The 17,630-nt window shown below is 29.2% G+C and carries 19 protein-coding genes and 1 other annotated feature; of the genes, 17 read left to right on the forward strand and 2 right to left on the reverse strand.

Going from position 1 to position 17,630, the window contains the following annotated elements:
• Positions 1 to 187 precede the first annotated feature (187 nt).
• The 8 genes from KGF38_RS13195 to KGF38_RS13230 all read left to right on the forward strand — a co-directional run bounded on the left by KGF38_RS13195 (position 188) and on the right by KGF38_RS13230 (position 7,014).
• Positions 188 to 379 (forward strand): DUF378 domain-containing protein, encoded by a 192-nt coding sequence (locus tag KGF38_RS13195; RefSeq protein WP_021386455.1) that lies wholly within the window; start codon positions 188 to 190, stop codon positions 377 to 379.
• Positions 380 to 558: 179 nt separating this feature from the next.
• Positions 559 to 1,968, forward strand: a complete 1,410-nt coding sequence (locus tag KGF38_RS13200) for an aminotransferase class I/II-fold pyridoxal phosphate-dependent enzyme (RefSeq protein WP_227832450.1) — start codon at positions 559 to 561, stop codon at positions 1,966 to 1,968.
• Between the two features lie 141 nt (positions 1,969 to 2,109).
• Entirely contained in the window at positions 2,110 to 2,799 is a 690-nt protein-coding gene (locus tag KGF38_RS13205; RefSeq protein WP_054277777.1) for a dTMP kinase, read from the forward strand.
• Positions 2,800 to 2,801: 2 nt separating this feature from the next.
• A complete protein-coding gene (locus KGF38_RS13210) occupies positions 2,802 to 3,737 on the forward strand; it encodes an ATP-binding protein (protein ID WP_074180066.1) in 936 nt (311 codons plus the stop codon).
• On the forward strand, positions 3,734 to 4,627 hold the full coding sequence (locus KGF38_RS13215; RefSeq protein WP_054271978.1) for a stage 0 sporulation family protein: 894 nt from the start codon (positions 3,734 to 3,736) through the stop codon (positions 4,625 to 4,627). Before KGF38_RS13210 ends, KGF38_RS13215 begins: the two co-directional genes overlap by 4 nt.
• Positions 4,628 to 4,706: 79 nt before the next feature.
• On the forward strand, positions 4,707 to 5,453 hold the full coding sequence (locus KGF38_RS13220; protein ID WP_074180125.1) for a tRNA1(Val) (adenine(37)-N6)-methyltransferase: 747 nt from the start codon (positions 4,707 to 4,709) through the stop codon (positions 5,451 to 5,453).
• On the forward strand, positions 5,454 to 6,287 hold the full coding sequence (gene rsmI / locus KGF38_RS13225) for a 16S rRNA (cytidine(1402)-2'-O)-methyltransferase (protein WP_074180067.1): 834 nt from the start codon (positions 5,454 to 5,456) through the stop codon (positions 6,285 to 6,287).
• A 22-nt stretch (positions 6,288 to 6,309) separates the two neighbouring features.
• Positions 6,310 to 7,014, forward strand: coding sequence for an HD domain-containing protein (locus KGF38_RS13230; RefSeq protein ID WP_074180068.1), 705 nt, complete (start codon positions 6,310 to 6,312; stop codon positions 7,012 to 7,014).
• Between the two features lie 187 nt (positions 7,015 to 7,201).
• Here KGF38_RS13230 and KGF38_RS13235 read toward each other — a convergent pair whose 3' ends face one another.
• Together KGF38_RS13235 and KGF38_RS13240 are read right to left on the reverse strand one after the other, a co-directional pair.
• On the reverse strand, positions 7,202 to 7,630 hold the full coding sequence (locus tag KGF38_RS13235) for an Lrp/AsnC family transcriptional regulator (RefSeq protein WP_021386461.1): 429 nt from the start codon (positions 7,628 to 7,630) through the stop codon (positions 7,202 to 7,204).
• 36 nt (positions 7,631 to 7,666) lie between these two features.
• Entirely contained in the window at positions 7,667 to 9,097 is a 1,431-nt protein-coding gene (locus KGF38_RS13240; RefSeq protein ID WP_054271975.1) for a nicotinate phosphoribosyltransferase, read from the reverse strand.
• Between the two features lie 131 nt (positions 9,098 to 9,228).
• On the opposite strand from KGF38_RS13240, the gene KGF38_RS13245 reads away from it, so the two are divergent.
• The 9 genes from KGF38_RS13245 to KGF38_RS13285 all read left to right on the forward strand — a co-directional run bounded on the left by KGF38_RS13245 (position 9,229) and on the right by KGF38_RS13285 (position 17,599).
• Positions 9,229 to 9,813, forward strand: coding sequence for a nucleoside recognition domain-containing protein (locus tag KGF38_RS13245; protein WP_054271974.1), 585 nt, complete (start codon positions 9,229 to 9,231; stop codon positions 9,811 to 9,813).
• A 15-nt stretch (positions 9,814 to 9,828) separates the two neighbouring features.
• Positions 9,829 to 10,350 (forward strand): spore maturation protein, encoded by a 522-nt coding sequence (locus tag KGF38_RS13250; RefSeq protein WP_054271973.1) that lies wholly within the window; start codon positions 9,829 to 9,831, stop codon positions 10,348 to 10,350.
• Between the two features lie 65 nt (positions 10,351 to 10,415).
• Positions 10,416 to 10,664, forward strand: a binding site (T-box leader).
• Positions 10,665 to 10,747: 83 nt separating this feature from the next.
• A complete protein-coding gene (gene metG / locus KGF38_RS13255) occupies positions 10,748 to 12,685 on the forward strand; it encodes a methionine--tRNA ligase (RefSeq protein WP_074180069.1) in 1,938 nt (645 codons plus the stop codon).
• Between the two features lie 29 nt (positions 12,686 to 12,714).
• The gene (locus KGF38_RS13260) at positions 12,715 to 13,485 is read left to right on the forward strand and encodes a TatD family hydrolase (RefSeq protein WP_054271971.1); all 771 of its coding nucleotides are present in this window, start codon (positions 12,715 to 12,717) and stop codon (positions 13,483 to 13,485) included.
• A gap of 256 nt (positions 13,486 to 13,741) precedes the next feature.
• Positions 13,742 to 14,173 (forward strand): phosphonate C-P lyase system protein PhnG, encoded by a 432-nt coding sequence (gene phnG, locus KGF38_RS13265; protein WP_054271970.1) that lies wholly within the window; start codon positions 13,742 to 13,744, stop codon positions 14,171 to 14,173.
• Between the two features lie 14 nt (positions 14,174 to 14,187).
• A complete protein-coding gene (phnH, locus tag KGF38_RS13270; protein ID WP_054271969.1) occupies positions 14,188 to 14,763 on the forward strand; it encodes a phosphonate C-P lyase system protein PhnH in 576 nt (191 codons plus the stop codon).
• A gap of 2 nt (positions 14,764 to 14,765) precedes the next feature.
• Positions 14,766 to 15,851: a carbon-phosphorus lyase complex subunit PhnI gene (locus KGF38_RS13275; protein ID WP_054271968.1), complete on the forward strand. Its 1,086-nt coding sequence runs from the start codon at positions 14,766 to 14,768 to the stop codon at positions 15,849 to 15,851.
• Positions 15,852 to 15,870: 19 nt separating this feature from the next.
• The gene (locus KGF38_RS13280) at positions 15,871 to 16,740 is read left to right on the forward strand and encodes an alpha-D-ribose 1-methylphosphonate 5-phosphate C-P-lyase PhnJ (protein ID WP_054271967.1); all 870 of its coding nucleotides are present in this window, start codon (positions 15,871 to 15,873) and stop codon (positions 16,738 to 16,740) included.
• Positions 16,733 to 17,599: an ATP-binding cassette domain-containing protein gene (locus KGF38_RS13285; protein WP_054271966.1), complete on the forward strand. Its 867-nt coding sequence runs from the start codon at positions 16,733 to 16,735 to the stop codon at positions 17,597 to 17,599. The genes KGF38_RS13280 and KGF38_RS13285 overlap by 8 nt, the downstream gene beginning before the upstream one ends.
• The last annotated feature ends 31 nt before the right edge of the window (positions 17,600 to 17,630 follow it).

The raw sequence follows: 17,630 nt of genomic DNA on the forward strand, positions 1-17,630 counted from the left end.
AAGTTAAGCTCTCTAGCGCTGATGGTACTTGGTGGGAAACTGCCTGGGAGAGTAGGACGTAGCCACGTAATTTTTTTATTTTTTGTAAAAAAAGACAAAAAATATGTATTTCTTTTTTTATTTCGGGGAAACTAAACACAGGAATTATGGACTATTATAAAAATTTAATTCTTGAGGAGTGATAGAAATGAAAAAAGTTGCTTTAATTTTAGCTATAATCGGTGCTCTTAACTGGGGAGGAATTGGTATCCTAGGTACAGATTTAATAGGTAGTATCTTTGGCGGAACATATGAAATGGTAAGTAGAATAATATACTTCATTGTAGGTTTAGCTGGATTATACTTAATACCAAGCTTAATGTCTGATGATAGAGAATAATTTAATTTGTACTTTTATATTAAATACCTCATTCTAAATATTTAGGATGAGGTATTTAATTTTATAAAAATCTTAATTTGTATCTTTTTTAATGGTAAAATAGATAAGAATTGAAGTTTTTAAAAAGATGTATTATACAAGAAAGAAGTACTATGTGAAAAAAGGAGTATTATTAATATATGTTTATAATTAATGAATTAAGTAATATTGTAAATAATGAAGTAATATCTTTTCATATGCCTGGTCATAAAAAAGGCAGAATTTATGAGAAATTAGGATATAGAAATGTATTAGAAAATTTGTATAAAATGGATACTACTGAAATATTAGGAACTGATAACTTACATTCGCCAGAAGGGATTATAAAGAGTTCTCAGAAGAAAGCATCAAGAGTATTTAAAAGCGATTATACATATTATCTAGTTAATGGGAGTAGTTGTGGAATACAGTCTGCGATAATGTCAGTGTGCGCTCCTAAGAGTAAAATAATTGTAAATAGAGATTGTCATCAATCTGTTATAAATGCATGCATTTTGGGAGATATAGATATAGAGTATGTTTCTTGTGAGATAAGTGAAGATACGAATGTCTTAAAGGGAATATCCATAAGTAATGCGATTGATGTAATAGATAAAAACTTAGATGCAAAAGCAGTGCTTCTTACATATCCTACATATTATGGAATGACATATGATTTAGAATGTATTTGTAATTATGCGCATGATAAAAAAATGGTAGTGATAATAGATGAAGCACATGGTGCTCATTTAGGTCTTAGTGATAGACTTCCTAAAACAGCTCTTGAGCAGGGTGCAGATATAGTTGTACAAAGTACTCATAAAACACTCCCATCATTTACTCAATCATCAATGATACATATAAAAGGAAATCGAATTGACATAGATAGACTCTTAAATCTGTTGAGAATCACAGAATCCTCAAGTCCTTCATATATATTGTTATCTTCTTTGGAGTTAGCGGTAGATATATATGAAAATAAGGGACAAGAACTAATGAAAGAGCTTTTAAATAAAATTAGAGTTTTTAAAAACAATATTAATGAAAATATTGAGATATATGATACGAATGATAAAACAAAGATATTTATATCCTCTAAAAATATAGGTCTAACAGGTTATGAATTAGAAAATATTTTAAGAAATAAATACAACATACAGGTAGAATTATCTAATTATTATGGAGTCCTTTTAATATGTACAATAGGAAATAGTACTAAGGATTTCAATAGTTTAGAAACAGCATTGAACAATATTGTAAAAGAAGACTTTAAATTTACAAAGTTAGAAAATAAAGAATATCCCACTATTATTCCAAAGAAAATATTAACACCTAGAGAAGCATTTTATAAAACTAAAAAAAGTGTTAAAATATATGACAGCATAGGTAAAGTCTGTGGTGAATGTATAGTGCCATATCCACCTGGGATAAGCATAATATCTCCTGGTGAAATTATAAGCAAAGAAATAATAGATTATTTAATATTCTGTAATTCTAAAGGGATGGTTGTAAGTGGACTAAAAGATGTAGATTTAAATTTTATAGAAGTAATAGATTTAGAAAATATTTAAGTTTATAATACAAAGTTTAAAATTATAATATGAAGTAAAAAACTTATAGTTGTAATGAGTAATATATAGAATATTTATATAAAGTTGTCTAAATAAAAATTATATTAAAAAGTAAAAAGTGTTTGTATGGAGGATATGAAAATGAAAGGTAAGTTAATAATTATAGAAAGTGGTTCAGATGCAAGTGGAAAGGCAACTCAGACAAAAAGATTATATGAAAGACTAAAAAAAGAAGGCTATATGATTAAAAAGGTAGAATATCCAAATTATGAGTCTCCATCATCTGCTTTAGTAAAAATGTATCTAAAAGGAGATTTTGGTAAAAATGCATCAGATGTAGACCCATATATAGCATCAACTTTTTTTACTGCAGATAGATATGCTTCATTTAAAACCGATTGGGAGGAGTTTTACAATGAAGGTGGAATAATTATTGCAGATAGATATACAACCTCTAATATGGTACACCAGGCTTCTAAAATGGATGTTTCTGATAGAGAAGCATATTTAAACTGGCTAGCTGATTATGAATTTAATTTATTTAAGATACCACAACCTGATTGTGTTGTATTTCTAGATGTTCCTATTGAGTTTAGTGAGAAACTCATGGAAAATAGAAAAAACAAGATTACAGGAGAAGAAGAAAAAGATATTCATGAAAGTGATATAGAGTATTTGAAGAAATCTTACAATAATGCTTTATATATAGCAGATAAATATGATTGGAAAAAAATAAATTGTGTTTCAGATAACGAATTAAGAAGTATTGAAAGTATACATAATGAAGTTTATGAAATAGTTCTTGGTTCAATAAAATCTATGGAGAGATAAATATGTATTTTGAAAATATTATAGGTCAAAATTTTGCAAAGAAATATTTAACAAATTCTATAAAGAAAAATAAACTTAATAATGCGTATATGTTTGAGGGTATAGATGGAATAGGAAAAAAGAAGTTTGCTGATGAGTTGTCTAAGTTGTTGCTTGATTATGTAAATCTAGAAAATAGTCCAGATTATATACTCATAAAGCCAGATGGAAATAGCATAAAAATAGCCCAAATCAGAAATATGCAATCAGACATAGTAATAAGACCTCATAAGGACTATAAAATATATATAATTAACAATGCTGAGAAAATGACTGTAGAAGCCCAAAATGCACTTTTAAAGACACTGGAGGAACCTCCAGATTATGCTATAATAATCTTAGTTACAAATAACAAAGAATCTTTACTAGAAACTATAAAATCTAGATGTGATATAATAAAGTTCTCACCTATACCAATGGAAGATTTAAAAAAATATTTAATAGATACAGGTATAGAGGAAGAAAGAGCCCAACTATTAGCTACTTTCTCAAGAGGAAGTATTGAGAATGCTTTGAGTCTATCTCAGTCTGCTGAATTTTCAGTGATGAGGGACGATATACAACAGTATATTCAAGTAATGTTAGATAAAAACATAGTAGAGATTCTAAACATCCCAAATAATATGGAAAAATATAGAGGTAATATTATAAGTTTATTGGATATTATGATAAACTATTTTCGAGATATTATCCTGTTAAAAGAAAATGTGAACAAAAATATGCTAATAAATGTAGACAAGCTAGTTTTTATTCAAAATATGAGTGGAAAAATTAGTTATTCTCAATTGTCCAAAATTATTGATATAATAGAAGATGCAAAGAGTAAAATAAAGAGCAATTGCAATTTTAATATAAGCATACAAGTTATGTCTTTAAATATATACGAGGTGATTAAATGATAAAAATAGTAGGTATAAGATTTAAAAGTGCAGGAAAAATATATTATTTTGACCCTGTTGATTTTAATATAGAGCAAGATATGGATGTAGTTGTAGAAACTGCAAGAGGTCTAGAGTATGGGAAAGTGGTAGTAGGACCAAAAGATATGGACGAGAGCGAACTAGTTTCCCCTCTAAAACCAATCATAAGAATAGCCACAGAGGAAGATAAAAAAATATATCTAGAAAATAAAGAAAAGGCAAAAGAAACTTTTGAATTATGCCAACAAAAAATAAAAGAACATGAGTTAACAATGTTTCTAATAGATTGTGAGTATACATTTGATAGAAATAAATTGATTTTTTACTTTACAGCAGAAGGAAGAATAGATTTTAGAGAATTGGTAAAAGATTTGGCTGCTATATTTAAGACTAGAATAGAGCTTAGACAAATTGGTGTTAGAGATGAAGCAAAATCTATAGGAGGTCTAGGACCTTGTGGTAGAAAACTTTGTTGTTCATCTTGGTTAGGTGATTTTCAACCAGTTTCAATAAAAATGGCAAAAGACCAAAGCCTATCTTTAAACCCAACAAAGATATCTGGAATATGTGGAAGATTATTCTGTTGTTTAAAATATGAGCACGATGTATATAGTGAGGCGATAGAAAAAATGCCTATTGTAGGTGCACTAGTGCAATCGGATGATGGAAAAGGAAAAGTTGTAGAAGTAAATCCTCTATTAGAGCAAATTAAAGTAGAGTTTCAGGATAAAACTGTAAAGATATATACAAGAGAAGATATAAGGATACTTAGAGAGCCTAAAAAATGTGATGGCTGTGGTGGTAAATGCAAAGATAATGATGGATTAGATGAAGCTACACTAAGAGAGTTGAAGAAATTAGAAGATTAAATTTAAGGTAGGGCTTTTCCTACCTTTTTTAAAGCAAATAATACTTGAGGTTATTAATATTTGAGGAGCGTTTATGAATATGCAATTAAAAGATTCAGAAAGAATAGATGATTTACAATTAAAAGGTCTTAAACTTATACAAGATACTAATGGATTTTGTTTTGGTATAGATGCAGTTTTATTAGCTAATTTTACTAAAATAAAAAAAGATGCTAAAGTTGTAGACCTAGGTACAGGAACAGGTATCATACCTATACTGATAGCAGGTAAAAGTGAAGCTAAAAAAATTATTGGTGTAGAAATACAAGAAGATGTATATGAAATGGCAACTCGTTCTGTAAAATTAAATAGTCTAGAAGAAAGAGTTGAAATTATAAATGAGGATATAAAATCTATAGATAAAGTTTTAGATATAAATGGTTATCATGTAGTTACATCAAACCCTCCATATATGCATATTGATGGAATAAAAAACCCAAATGATAAAAAAGCTATATCAAGACATGAAGTAAAGTGTAATTTGGAAGATGTAATTAAAGCTGCATCTAGATTAGTTATGCCTAGAGGAAAGTTTTTTATGATACACAGACCAACAAGATTGGTGGATATAATAACTTTAGGAAGAAGATATAAACTAGAGCCAAAGGTTATCCAATTTGTGCATCCAAGACCTAAAAAAGCACCTAATTTAGTTTTGGTTCAATTTGTGAAAGATGGAAGGCCAGAGCTTAAGATATTAGACCCATTGTATGTTTATGGAGAAGATGGGAATTATACAAAAGAACTAAAAGCAATATATAATAATGAAGATATAGGAGAGTTATAGATGAGTGGGAAATTGTACATATGTCCAACACCAATAGGAAACCTAGAGGATATAACATACAGAACTTTAAGAGTATTAAAAGAAGTAGATTTGATTGCGGCAGAAGATACAAGACATAGTATAAAACTTTTAAATCATTTTGAAATTTCAAAGCCTCTGACTAGTTATCATGAACATAATAAAGATTCAAAGGGAGATTATTTAATAAATAAACTTATTGATGGAGAAAATATAGCTTTGATAAGCGATGCAGGTATGCCTGGTATATCTGACCCAGGAGAAGAGATAATAAAGCAAGCTATACAAAATAATATAGAGATAGAGGTTTTACCAGGAGCAACAGCATTTGTAACTGCTTTAGTTGGCTCTGGTATGGATACACATAAATTTGTTTTTGAGGGCTTTTTAGATAGAGATAAAAAAGTTAGAAAAGGACAACTAGAAGAAATAAAAGAAGAAAGTAGAACTATAATTTTCTATGAATCACCACATAGATTGAAGGATACACTAAAAGATATGTTTAAGATTCTTGGAAATAGAAAAATTTCCATAAATAGAGAACTTACAAAAAAATATCAAGAGATAATCAGAGAAGATATAGAAACTGTTATAAAAATATTTGATGAAAAAGAAGTAAGAGGAGAGTTCGTATTAATAGTAGAAGGCTTTCATGGTGAAAAGTCAATAAAAGAAGATTATGATGCTCTTACGGATAGGGAATATGTTTTAAAACTAATTGAAAGTGGTATGAACAAAAAAGATGCAATAAAAATAGTTTGTAAAGATAGAAAATTAAAAAAGGATGTAGTTTATAAACAAGTTCTGGATTTATAAAACCTGAATCTGAGGTGATTTTATGGAAATAGAAAAAATTATAATAGAAAGTTTAAAGAGAAAAGATACACATAAAACGTTTATAGAGTTGGATAAAAAGGATGAACTGGAAAAAATAATACCTAAAGTAAAATGTATGAAGTCTGTAGGAGAATGTAAATATCATGTTGTTAATTGCTTTGAGCACTCTATAAATGCATTAAGAGAATTAGAAATCGTTCTAAATGATAAATATTTTTTCCCAATACATTTAAAAGAACATGTGTTAAATTATTTAGATGAATATGTTGAGGATGGTATAAATAAGTTACATGCACTAAAGTTAGGAATATTTTTACATGATATAGGTAAGCCTGATAGCATGACTTTAGATGAAACAGGAAGAGTTCATTTTACAAATCATGAAAAAATAGGTGCTCAAATAGTAGACAATATGGGGATAAAGTTAGAGTTATCAACAGAAACATATAAACTTATAAGTAAATATGTAAGACATCACATGATACTTTTGTCTTTGTATAAGAAAAATGATTTGAGTAGAAAAGAATTAATTAATGTATTTAATCTAATGGGTGAAGATACTATAGGAATAATACTACTTGGATATGCAGATATAGTTTCTACAATAAAGCTATTAGACAAAAGCGAAGAAGTGAGTGTGTTAAAGACATATATGGAATACATTCTAACAAATTACTTGTATAAAAGTAATTATACACATGTATAAATTTAGTCAATATAATTGAATTTTAAATGGTTAGTTAAAGTTTAAACTATGTAGATTTCAAAAACATAAAAGAAGTTGTCTTTGTTATAAAATTATGAAAGACAACTTTTTTTATATCAAAAATTGGAATCTCATTAAGGATACTTAATGGTCTATTAATTAATAAACCATTAGTATTTAACTTATATTACAATATTGATTTTGCTTGTATCGGTGTTGATAGTATAACAGAGGTCTTAGTAGAACCAATTTTCTTTATAGTATCAATCACATTTTCTAATTCGTACATATCTTTTACAATTACTTTTAAAAGTAAGCAATCATCACCTGTTATATGGTGACATTCTACAATTCTAGGGTCCTTTCCAGCTGACTCGATAAATTCTGTATATCCATTACTTGGAAGAGAAATATGAATAAATGCCTTTATAACTCTACCTAATGAATCTGGGTTAACAATAGCTTTATATCCTTCTATAACACCAGATTCTTCTAATCTTTTGACTCTTTCTGAAACTGCAGGAGAAGTTAAACCAACTATTTTTCCTAAGTCCTTCATAGAAATTCTCCCATCATCCTGTAAAATTTCTATGATTCTATAATCTGTAACATCCATAAATAAACAGTCCCCCTTAAATAAAAATAATTAATGCTATAAAACTTTTTTAGAATCTATCATTTTTGTTTTTAAATACCAAAGATCTTTAGATAAATCAACCTTATAAATGTGTGGTTTTGAAAGTCTTTTGTATTGTTCCCAGATAGTACTTAATTCATATTGTACATGATTTTTTATTTCAAGAACAGGTTTTTTATTATATTTGCATATTCCTTTTATATACAGTGGTTTAAGAAGCTCTTTAACTTTATATTTTGTAAATGTCTTCGTTTTCCATGTATATGTAGGATGGAAGATTTCTAAAGGTTTAGATTCATCTATAACTTCATCATGTAACATAATTAAATCTGCCTCTGCTTTATTGTCTTCGTTATATATTCTTATAACTTTCTTGTAACCAGGATTATTTATTTTTTCTGGATTTTCAGAAATCTTTATCTTAGGTTCAAGAGTTCCATTTTCACAAGATGCAGCTAATTTGTAAACTCCTCCAAGAGAAGGTGAATCAAAAGATGTAATGAGTTTTGTACCTACTCCCCATGAATTTATAGTAGCTCCTTCTGCTTTAAGTGATGATATAGTGTATTCATCAAGGTCATTAGATGCAGTGATACTAATATCTGAAAAGCCAGCACTATCTAATTGTTTTTTTGCTTCTTTAGATAAATAAGCTAAATCTCCAGAATCTAGCCTTATACCCATAGGTTTGTATCCTTTTTCAGAAATATTTTTAAACACCTTTATTGCATTAGGTACACCACTGTTTAATACATCATAAGTATCTACAAGAAGTAAGCATTTGTCTGGATAAACATCAGCATATGCTTGAAATGCATCAAGTTCAGTATCAAATTTTTGTACCCAACTATGCGCATGTGTACCAATTATAGGAATATCAAACATTTTCCCAGCTAATACATTTGCAGTTCCAGTACAACCACCAACTACAGCAGCTCTAGCTCCATATATACCTGCATCAGCACCTTGTGCACGACGTAACCCAAATTCAAATACAGGGTCTCCTTGAGCTGCAAAACAAACTCTAGAGGCTTTAGTAGCAATAAGAGATTGAAAATTGACTATAGTCAACAATGCTGTTTCAATAAGTTGAGCTTGATATAATGGTGCCTTAACAGTAATCAATGGCTCATTAGGAAACATGATAGTTCCTTCTTCAACAGCATATATATCTCCTGTGAACTTAAATTCTTTTAAAAACTTTAGAAATTTATCAGAAAATAAATTTAAGCTTTTTAAGTACTCTAAATCTTCATCTGAAAAATGAAGATTATCTATGTATTCAACAACCTGATCAATACCACAAACTATAGTATACCCTCCATCACAAGCGTTTTTTCTAAAAAACATATCGAATACAACAATGTCTTCGTGAATATTTTTTTCAAAATAGCCATTTAACATAGTAAGCTGATATAAATCAGTAAGAAGTGTTAGATTTCTCATTATTTCTCTCCTTAATTATTATTAAATATTAAAAATTATAAAAACTCCCACACTTATACTAAAACATAATATAGTACAACTTTCAAGTATAAAGTATTACCTAACTATCATAAAATTATTTAAAGAGGAGGATGATTAGGATAGGAAAAATATGGTTTTATATGGTATCAATAGGAATAATAGGAAGTCTGATTTCTAAAAATATGGGTGAATTAAATAAAGTTATATTGAGTGAGACATCAAAAGGTATAGAATTTGCAATAAGTTTAGCTGGTATCATGGCACTTTGGATGGGTGTAATGAATATTGCAAAAGAATCAGGTCTAATCGAAAAGATAGGTCAGAAATTAAATCCTATAATGAGAAGATTATTTCCTTCTATTCCAAAAGGTCACAAGGCAATGTCTTATATAGTTATGAATATTGCTTTAAATATGCTGGGAGCTGGAAATGGTGCAACAGCATTTGGTTTAAAGGCAATGAGCGAACTTCAAACTTTAAACAATAAAAAAGATACAGCAACTAATGATATGATTATGTTTATGGTAATAAATATATCATCTATACAGATAATTCCATTTACTATAATTAAACTAAGGATGGATATGGGAGCTCAAAATCCAAGTGAAATAATCTTTACAACTTTATTTGCAACCATTATATCTACAGCAATAGCGATAATAACGTGTAAATTTTTTCAAAAAAGATATAGATAAAGGGGATGTAGATACATGGAAGTATTTTCAAACTTACTTATACCAATAATAATTTTGTACATAGTAGTTTATGGTAAATATAAAAAAATAGATGTGTATGATAGCTTTGTAAAAGGAGCAATCGATGGGCTAAAAGCAGCTTGGGACATTCTACCATATATAATAGGAATATTTTTGGCAATAGGAATATTCAAAACAGGTAAAGGTCTTGATATGTTAGAATGGTTATTTACACCAATAGCAAATGTGCTTAGTATACCAAAAGAATTAATAGGTCTAATAAGTGTAAAACCTTTATCTGGAAGTGGTGCTTTAGGTATGTATAGTGAACTTGCAAATAGGGTTGGAATAGGTAGTTTAGTAGAAAAAATGGGAGCTACAATTGTAGGTTCTTCTGAAACTATATTTTATACAATGGCAATATACTATGGAAGCCTAAAGATAAAAAACACTAGACATACATTATCATGTGCTATGATTACCCATGTTGCTGGTGTTATAGCAGCTGTTTTTATTTGCTATGTAATATTTGTATAATTTGTTGACAATGTGGGAAAAATTTTATAATATAGTGATTATATAGAAATAAATAGTAATATAAATTATAAGCTATGAAAAGAAGAGTAAATAAAGGTTTTTTCTATCAGAGAGCTAGATTAGGTGAAAGCTAGTGTCAAAAGCTTTATTGAAGATGGTCTTGGAGCTTTTTATCTGAGCATATATGCTAGGATAAAACGGTTGGGCACGTTATAGTCTACTAAGATGTCTATAAAGTGAATTTCTACATTTCATGTGAAACATAATTATTATAGATGAATTAGGGTGGTACCGTGAATAATCTCGCCCCTATGTTAGCTCATAGGAGGCGATTTTTTATTATTTCCATGAAATATTTATAAAACTAGAACGATAAAAAAATTAGGAGGTAAATAATATGAGCAAACCGAGTTTTTATGTAACAACACCAATATACTATCCAAGTGGAGGATTACACATAGGTCATACTTATTCAACAGTAGCAGCAGATACGATAGCTAGATTTAAGCGTTTCTGTGGATACGATGTAAAGTTCTTAACAGGAACAGATGAGCATGGTGAAAAAATCCAAAAGAAGGCTATAGAACAAGGAATGTCAGAGATAGAATATCTTGATGGAATGATAAAAGATATAAAAGCTTTATGGAATACTATGGATATATCTTATGATGATTTTATAAGAACGACAGAAAAAAGACATACAGACATAATACAAAAAATATTTACTAAATTATATGAGCAAGGTGATATATATAAAGGAGAATATGAAGGTAGATATTGTACTCCTTGTGAGAGCTTTTGGACAGAATCTCAATTATTGGAAGGAAATAAATGCCCTGATTGTGGAAGAGAAACATACTTAGTAAAAGAAGAATCTTATTTCTTTAGACTATCTAAATATGAAGATAGATTAAAAGAGTTATTTAAGGATGATAGTTTCTGTTTCCCTGCTGCTAGAAAAAACGAAATGGTAGCAAACTTCTTAGATAAAGGATTAGAAGACTTAAGTGTAACAAGAACGACTTTTGATTGGGGAATAAAAGTTCCTTTTGATGAAAAACATGTAATTTATGTATGGGTAGATGCTTTATGTAATTACATAACAGCATTAGGATATATGACTGACAATGATGAAGAGTTTAAAAAATATTGGCCTGCCAATGTCCAAATAGTAGGTAAAGAAATAGTGAGATTCCATACAATAATATGGCCAGCACTTTTAATGGCTTTAGGTTTAGAAGTTCCAAAGCAAGTATTTGGGCATGGATGGATATTATTTGCTGATGATAAGATGAGTAAATCAAAAGGTAATGTGGTTTATCCAGAGCCTATAATAGAAAGATATGGAATAGATACACTTAAATACTTCTTATTAAGAGAGTTTGCATTTGGACAAGATGGAAGCTATACTCATAGAAACTTTGTAACAAGAATAAATTATGATTTGGCAAATGATTTAGGAAACTTAATAAGTAGAACTGTGGCTATGGTTGAAAAGTACAATAATGGAATAATACCAACAGCAAAAGTTTCAACTGATTTTGATGCAGATTTAAAAGAACAAGCTGTATCAACTAGAGAAAATTTTGAAGCTGAGATGGATAAGATGCAATTCCATGAAGCATTAGAGAGTGTATGGAAATTAGTTAGAAGAACTAACAAATATATAGATGAAACTATGCCTTGGGCACTAGCTAAAGATGAAGCTAAGAAAGATGAATTAGACACAGTTTTATATAATTTATGTGAATCTATAAGAATAATCGCTACATTAATAAATCCTATAATGAATGAAACAGCTAATAAAATATATGAGCATATAGGAATAAAAGGTCAAGATGATATAACTACATGGGAAAGTACAAAGACATTTGGACTTATTGGCGAAAATGTAAAGGTATTTAAAGGTGAGCCTTTATTCCCAAGATTAGATGTAGAAAAAGAAATAGAAGAATTAACTGAGATGTTTTCTGGAAAACCTCCAGTAGAGGAAAAACCATTAGAACATAAAGCAGAAATTACTATTGATGATTTAGACAAAATAGAGCTTAGAGTAGGAAAAATAATAAGCTGTGAAAAGCATCCAAAAGCAAATAAATTATTAGTGTCACAAGTTAAACTTGGACCAGAAACAAGACAAATAGTATCAGGAATAGCTGAATACTATAAGCCAGAAGATTTGGTAGGCAAGGAAGTTACAGTAGTATGCAACTTAAAGCCAGTTAAATTAAGAGGTGTAGAATCTCAAGGTATGATATTAGCAGCAGGTGATGATGGAGACCCATATATTCTACCATTTACACAAGGAGCTAAAGATGGATGCGAGGTTCGTTAATAGGCAATTAAACAGTAAGGAGATTAAAGATGTTATTTGACTCACACGCACATTTAAATGATGAAAGTTTTGATGAAGATAGAGATGAACTGATTGGTTCATTAAAAGAAAAAGGTGTAGATTTGGTTGTAAATCCAGGTGCGGATATAGAAACATCAATAACAGCAATTGAGCTAGCAAAAAAGTATGATTTTATATATTCAGCAGTTGGAGTACATCCACATGATGTATCAAAGCTAGATGATACAGCAATAGATACTTTAAGAAAACTTGCAACTGAAAATGAAAAAGTTGTAGCTATTGGAGAAATTGGGTTAGATTACTATTATGATTATTCTCCAAGAGAAGAGCAAAAAGAGTGGTTTAAGAAGCAAATTGAGTTAGCTAATGAGTTAAAACTTCCAATAATAATACATGATAGAGATGCACATGGAGATACTTTTGAGATAATAAAAAACACTAAGAGTCCTGAAATAGGATGTGTACTTCACTGTTATAGTGGCAATGTAGAGTTAGCTAGAGAATATGTTAAAATGGGTTGTTATATATCAATTCCAGGAACAGTTACTTTTAAGAATAACAAGAAAACTAGAGAAGTAGTAAGAGAAATTCCTCTAGAAAGACTGTTTATAGAGACTGATTCACCATATATGTCACCAGAGCCACACAGAGGAAAGAGAAATAACCCTTCTCAAGTAGCCTTTGTCGCTGATAAAATAGCTCAAGAAAAAGGAATATCCTATGAAGAAGTATGCAGAGCTACAAAAGAAAATGCAAAGAAGTTTTTTAATATAAAATAAACAATTAAAATTTATAATGACATATGAAATGAGCAATTTATAAGTACAAGATGAGTATACCATTCAGTTTGAATGGTATACTTTTTTTATTTCTAGTGACTTATTTTATCTTTTTAATATATATTTTCTTAACATTGTTAAAAAAGAATTTACAAGATATCCATTAGACTTAACTGAAACATAATATCTATTTAACTTAAGTTGTTTATTATATTCTTAGATAAGTAAACGAAAGGTAAATTAAGGAGGCAAAATCTTGTATACAATTGATAGTACTAAGATATTGATAAATATGGATTTAGGAGAACTAGAAAAAATATATTCAATGATAAAAGATATATCAAGCATTTCTATAATCAAAGACCCTAACTTAGCTACAGTAATGGTAAGAGCCAATGAAAGTGTAAATAATACAACTTTTAATTTAGGAGAGATATTAGTTACAGAATGTAGCGTAAAAGTAGACGAAAGTTTAGGTTATGGAATAGTTGCAGAAAATGATGATAAGAAAGTTGTTTATTTAGCAACTATAGATGCAGTTTTACATAGCAATAACACTAAATTTGATGAGCTAAAAAATTATATAAATAAAAGTGTATATGAAGAGAACTTGAGATATGAGCAAGAGATTATTGATGAGTTTAGCTTAATTAATAAAACAAAAGTTCAATTCAATACTATGGATTAAATAGGAGGAGAGTCATGGTAAATTATACACAAGAAATATATAGAAAACTGCTAGATAGTGCTTCATTTCCTGGGAAATTAAATAATATAGATAATATAAATATAGAAAATAATACAAAACTATCAAATGGAGCAATTGGTATAGCAATTACTCTATTAGACCAAGAAGTTACCTTCTATGTAGAGAATCATACACAAGAAGATATAAAAAATATAAGAGCACTTACAATGTCAAATCAAGCAGATTATAAAAGGTCAGATTATATATTTTTAGATACTAATTCAGAAATAGATATACTAGAAGTTAGAATAGGTTCTTTTGAATATCCTGATGAGAGTGCTACCATAATACATCAAGTAAATGATTTATCAATAGATTATCAAACTAAGTATATAAAGCTTGATTTAAGTGGTCCTGGTATAAAATCTAAAAATAGTCTCTATTTACATGGCATTAAAAAAGAATTTCTAGAGAGGTTGTCTACTATAAATAAAGATTATCCAATAGGAGTAGATTTAATTTTAGTAGATAAAAAGGGAGAACTTGCTTTTATACCAAGGTCATCAAAATTAAGTTGGGAGGTACTATAACAATGGCTTATGTAGCAGTTAAAGGTGGAGAAGAAGCTATATTACAGGCTAAAAATATACTTGAATTTTATAGAGTAAAAGGAGAGAGTTTACCTATAGATGTAAAGCAGATTAAGGAACAGATGTCTTATGCTGTAGACAAAGTAATGTCTGAAGGAAGTTTATACAATAAGGAATTATCTGCCTTAGCTATAAAACAAGCTCAAGGTGATATATTAGAAGCATCTTTTTATATAAGAGCTTTAAGGTCAACAATGCCTAGAGTTACATATTCACAACCTATAAACACAGAAGAAATGAGAATAAAGAGAAGAATATCAGCTACATTTAAAGACATACCAGGAGGGCAATACCTTGGAGCAACAAGAGATTATGAGAATAGAATACTAAATGTAGAATTATTAGAAGAAGATGAGAAAAAGAATAGAGAATTTAAAAATAATTTTATAAATGAATTAGAAAAAGTAGATGAAATCCCTAAGTTTACAAAGATATCTAATATATTTAGAGAAGAAAATTTATTGCAAGAAGAAGTGTGTTCAGATAAATCAGAGGAAGTGATAGATGATATTACAAGGAATAGTCTAAGATTTCCAGTTTCTAGGTCAGCAAAATTACAGGCTTTAACTAGAGGTGAAAGTGGAGTAGTATCAGGATTTGCTTATGCTATTGTAAGAGGGTTTGGTGATGAACATCCATATATAAGTGAACTTAGAACAGGTAATGTATCTGTAAAAATAAAACATCCAATCTATGAAGATGAGCAAATAACAATAGGTGATATGTTGGTTACTGAATGTGAAATAGTATCCAAAGCATCACAGAATAAGACTGAAAATTCTAAAAACAATTTGGGAGATAAAAATAAAATGTCTTTAGGATATGGTCTTTGTATGGGGAACAATGAGAATAAGGCTATATCTATGGCTATACTGGATAAATCTCTAGAACCAAATAGTGAAAAACTAGCACAAGATGAAGAATTTGTATTACTTCATATAGATGGAATAGATTCATTAGGATTTATATCTCACTTTAAACTTCCTCATTATGTAGATTTTAAAGCGGATGTAGAAAGAATAAAATAGTTTATGGAGGTAAGTTTAGGTGATATATAACTATGGTTTTTTAGACGAAAACACAAAAAAGGAAATAAGAAGAAAGATATTAAAAGCAGTATCAATACCTGGTTATCAAGTTCCTTTTGGTTCAAGAGAGTTGCCTATAGCTAAGGGATGGGGTACTGGAGGTTTACAATTAACACTATCATTAATTGGTAAAAATGATGTAGTAAAAGTAATTGACCAGGGAAGTGATGATTCTACAAATGCTTGTAATATAAGGAGTTTCGTTGCAGGTGTAAGTAATGTAGAAACTACAAAAGATACGTTAGAATCTACACTGATTCAAACAAGACATAGAATACCAGAAGAAAAACTAAAATCTAACCAAATACTAATATTTCAAGTACCAATACCAGAAACACTTAGAATAGTGGAACCTAGTGAAGTCGAAACGAGAAGAATGCATTCAGAAGAAGATTACAGTAGGATGTGGGTATATCTTTATGAAGATATAGTAAGATTTGATGATATATCAATAGCTGCGGAATACCCATGTAAAGTAAATGATAGATATTTAATGAATCCATCTCCAATACCAAGGTTCGACATAAAAAAATTAAACATGTCAGATAATTTATTCTTATTTGGAGCAGGGAGAGAAAAAAGGATATACGCAATTCCTCCATACACAAAAGTGGAACCTTTAGAATTTGAAGATTACAAATTTGAAGAGGAAAAATTTGAAGGAAAGCATTGTAGTTTATGTAAAAGTACAAATACATTTTTGGATGAAGTATACGATAGTGACACCAATGAAAAGTACTATAGTTGCTCAGATACAAGTTATTGTGAAAAAGTTAGGTTAAGAAATAACGGTGTAGATGTGACAATCGGAGGTGCTTGGAATGAGTAATATAAATAAAACGAAAAGAGTAGAAAACATAGACAAACAAGTATTAATAGGAAGAAATATCAATCTTATTTATGGAGATGGATGTGAGAAGTGTTTTGAAAGTACAGGATATGAAAGCAATAATATATGTAAATATTGTGGTTCTATAGTCGCATGTAATAATGTAAGTCTGGAACTTTATGAAGGAGAAGTCCTTGGGATTGTAGGTGAATCTGGCTCAGGAAAAAGTACATTGTTAAAGATACTGTTTTTTCAAGAACATGCAAATAGTGGAGAAGTATATATATCACATTACAATAAAGATGAAAATATATTAGAGCTTTCAGACCAGAAAAAGAGATATATAAAGAATCACTTTATGGGTATTGTGTATCAAAATCCTCATCTTGGTTTAAATTTGGACTTTAGCAGTGGTGGCAATATAGCAGAAAAATTATTAATGGCAAACTTGTATAATGTTGAAAAAATAAGAGATAGAGCCAAAGAGCTTCTAATAAAAACTAATATACCTGTAGAGAGAATAGACCATAAACCAAAATATTTTAGTGGAGGAATGCAACAGAGAGTTCAAATAGCAAAAGCTCTTTCAAATAATCCTCCAATATTGTTACTAGATGAAGTTACAACAGGTTTAGATGTATCTGTACAAGCAGAAGTGTTGGATTTAATAAGAGAAATTCAAAGAGAATTAAAGATTTCTATGGTAGTTGTATCTCATGACTTTGATGTTATCAAGATGCTTGCAGATAGAACAATTGTAATGAAAAATGGAAGTGTGATTGAGTCTGGTCTTACAGACCAAATAATGGAAGACCCACAACACCCATACACTCAGCAACTTATAAATTCACTGTTATAAATATTGTTTGTAAATAAGTAAAATGGGGGCT

The sequence above is a fragment of the Clostridioides sp. ZZV14-6387 genome (genome assembly GCF_020657835.1).
Classification (GTDB): Bacteria; Bacillota; Clostridia; order Peptostreptococcales; family Peptostreptococcaceae; genus Clostridioides; species Clostridioides difficile_A.